At 72.2% G+C, this 2,907-nt stretch carries 2 protein-coding genes; both read right to left on the bottom strand.

Translation table 11 applies throughout. The features are described 5' to 3' along the window. Positions 1 to 193 precede the first annotated feature (193 nt). Positions 194 to 1,738, bottom strand: coding sequence for a hypothetical protein (locus GKQ77_RS31035; protein ID WP_219692448.1), 1,545 nt, complete (start codon positions 1,736 to 1,738; stop codon positions 194 to 196). A gap of 226 nt (positions 1,739 to 1,964) precedes the next feature. After that, a complete protein-coding gene (locus tag GKQ77_RS31030; RefSeq protein WP_219692447.1) occupies positions 1,965 to 2,657 on the bottom strand; it encodes a GntR family transcriptional regulator in 693 nt (230 codons plus the stop codon). Between the last annotated feature and the right edge of the window lie 250 nt (positions 2,658 to 2,907).

Below are 2,907 nucleotides of genomic sequence, written 5' to 3'. Positions count from 1 at the left end.
GGGCTGAACGGACGGGGGTGCTGCCCGAAAAGGCCGGGAGGGCGCCTGAAAGGGCCGGGGCCGTGGCTGAACGGGCCGGGCCGGTGCCCGGAAGGGCCGGAGTCGCGGCCGAACCGGACGGGACCGTTCGCGAAAGTGCCGGGACTGCGCGCGGAAGAAGAGCTCGGGCGGCGCCCGGTGGCGTCGACCCTGGTCACGCCGCCTCCTTGCGGTCGGCCGCCATGCCGGCCGCGTCCAGGAGGGCCGTGCCGACGATGAGGTCGGCGCCGCCGAACTCCTCGTCGTCCAGCTCGGTCCCGTCGTCCACGGCGAAGAGCAGCTTCTCCTCGCCCTGGCGGTAGGCGGTGCCGACCGGCGGGCTCGCCGCGTGGACGGTCAGCAGGGCGACCAGATACGGCAGTTCGCGGTCGCGGAGGCGGGCCTCGGCGAGCAGTCCGGAGAGGCGGCGCGGGGCGTCGGCGGGCAGATCGAGCAGTTCCATGGCGCTCGCGAGCTGTTCCTCGCTGAAGCGGCTGTCGTCCGGGGTGGCGATCAGGTCCGGCTCGGGCATCTCCGCGCCCAGGTGCTCGCGCTCCATGGGAGGGGTGAGCAGTATGTCGACGAGGTCGCCGACCCGCACGGACACGGGGGTGCGCAGGCCGGTCCCGCGCGCGAAGAAGGCGTCCGTCACCCGGGTCGCCTGCTCGGCGGGGAGCGGCAGGAGCGGGGCGACGAGCTGGCCGTAGAGGTCGAGGCCCGCGCGCGCGGTGGGCGCCGCGAAGGCCTGCCGGTCCTGCTCGGCGCGGAAGAGCGGGCCCGCTTCGAGCAGGCGGGACTGGAGCTGGGTGTGGCGGCGGATGCAGTCCTTGACGATGTCGACCAGCTCGGCGGCGCGGCGCTTGTGCTCGCCCGCCTTCGAGTCGGAGACGGCCTCGGACTCGTCGCGGACCTTGCGGATGTTGGTCAGGATGGCGTTCTCGTGGCGGTAGCGGTCGGCGACGTGGTCGAGCGCCTCCGCGATCATGTCGGGGACGGCCTGGAGCCAGTCCACCGCCCGGACGTTGCGCCGGGTCGCGTCGAGGGCCTTGCGGAGCGTCTCCGAATACTGCACCGTGCGGTAGCGGGCCTGCTCGGCGGCGAGCTGGGCGTCGGCGAGCCTGCCGCGCCTGATCAGGACCTCCAGCTTCACCTCGGCTGCGATCTGGGCGCTGGTGACGTCGGTGTCGAGGGCGCCCACCAGGACGTTGACGGCCTCGTCCGTCGTGCGCAGATAGACACCGCCGCCGTACCCGGGGACCTCTTCGAGGAGCTTGAAGTCGTAGTCCCTGCGGACGTACGTCCCGTCGGGCGCGAAGGTGCCGTACACCGCGCGGAAGCCGCGGTCGACGCTGCCCACGTTGATCAGGTTCTCCAGGACCCAGCGGGCCACGCGCTCGTGCTCGGCGGCGGGGCGGTGCGGGGCCTGCGCGGCGACGCGCGGGAGCAGCCTGGCGACGATCTGCTCGTGGTCGGCGCCGGTGTCGAAGTCCATGTTCAGTGTGACGAGGTCGATGGCGGCCAGGGCCACCTCCGCCATCGCGTACACCGAGTACTCGCCCGCGAGGTTGGCCTTGCGCACGTCGAGGTCGTGCAGCGGAGCCGTGCAGGCCAGGGCGCGCAGGCGGCGCGCCAGGCCCTCGTCGGCGGCCGGGCCCGGAGCGGGCCGCGGCCCCGCGCTGAGCTGGGGCGGAGTGGTGTCCGTAGCGGCTGGCGAAGTCACGGTGCACAGACTAGGTCCTCGGTCTGACAACGGTCGAAACGGCGCAGAAGCGACCGGCTCGGGGGCCGCCTCACCGCCTCGCGCACAGCGCCGGACAGCCGCCCGGAATGACCGCTTCAGCCCTCCCGAACGGCCAGTTCAGCTGTCCGGAATGACCGCTTCACCCCTCCGGGCCGACCACTTCAGCCCTCCGGGGCGACCGCTTCAGCCATCCGTTGCGGCCGCTTCAGCCGTCCTCGCCGACCCGCCGTCCGTACACCTCGACGAGCCCCGCGAGGGAGTCCTCGAGGTAGGCGGCGAGGAGTCGTTCGGCCTCCGCGGCGCGGCCCGTCCGCAAGGTGGCGAGGATCCGCCGGTTGCGTTCGAGGTACGGCTCGTGGAGGCGGCGGGGATCGTCCACCACATGGAAGGCCAGGCGCAGTTCGGCGAAGACGCTGCGCATCAGCTCGTCGGTGCGGGCGCTGCCGGCGAGGGCGACGAGTTCCCTGTGAAAGTGGATGTTGGCGGTGGAGACGCCTTTCCAGTCCTTCTCGGCGGCGGCGCGCAGACCGTCCTCGACGGCGCCCGTGACCGCGTCGAGCGCGAACGGGGGCTCGCCGAGCCCGCGGACGACCGCGCACTCCACGAGGCGGCGCGTGCGGTAGATGTCCTCGACGTCCTCGACCGTGAGGACCCGTACGAAGACGCCCCGGTTGAGCTGGTGGACGAGGAGGCGCTCGTGTGTGAGCAGCCGGAACGCCTCCCGGAGCGTGTTGCGTGAGACGCCGAGCGCGCCGCCGATGCTGTCCTCGGAAAGGCGCGTGCCGGGCGGGAAGTAGCCCTCGGCGATGCGGCTCCTGAGGATGTCCGAGACCCTCTCCGCCGTACTGGTGCGCCCGAGAAGCGCACGGTCGTCGGCCAGTCCGCTCAACTCAGCCATGCCAGCAGCCATCCCGTCAGCCATGCCCGGATTCAATCGCAGACAGAAGAACGAGACAACATGGGTATTGAGGGATCGTTCAACGATCCTCTACCTTGTCGGGCACGGCTGTCCCCCACGGACCGCACCGCCGCACCACACCGCCGCACCGCACCGCACCGAACTACACCGCACCGCTCCACACCGCTCCAGCACCCGACCGTCCCTCTCCTGCGAGGTGCCCATGAGCACGACCCCACCACCCCCGGCC

The organism is Streptomyces anatolicus, from assembly GCF_019400875.1.
In the GTDB taxonomy this organism is placed as follows: domain Bacteria; phylum Actinomycetota; class Actinomycetes; order Streptomycetales; family Streptomycetaceae; genus Streptomyces; species Streptomyces anatolicus.
The sequence above is the reverse complement of the archived record's forward strand: the minus strand, read 5'-3'. Positions and strand labels throughout refer to the sequence as shown.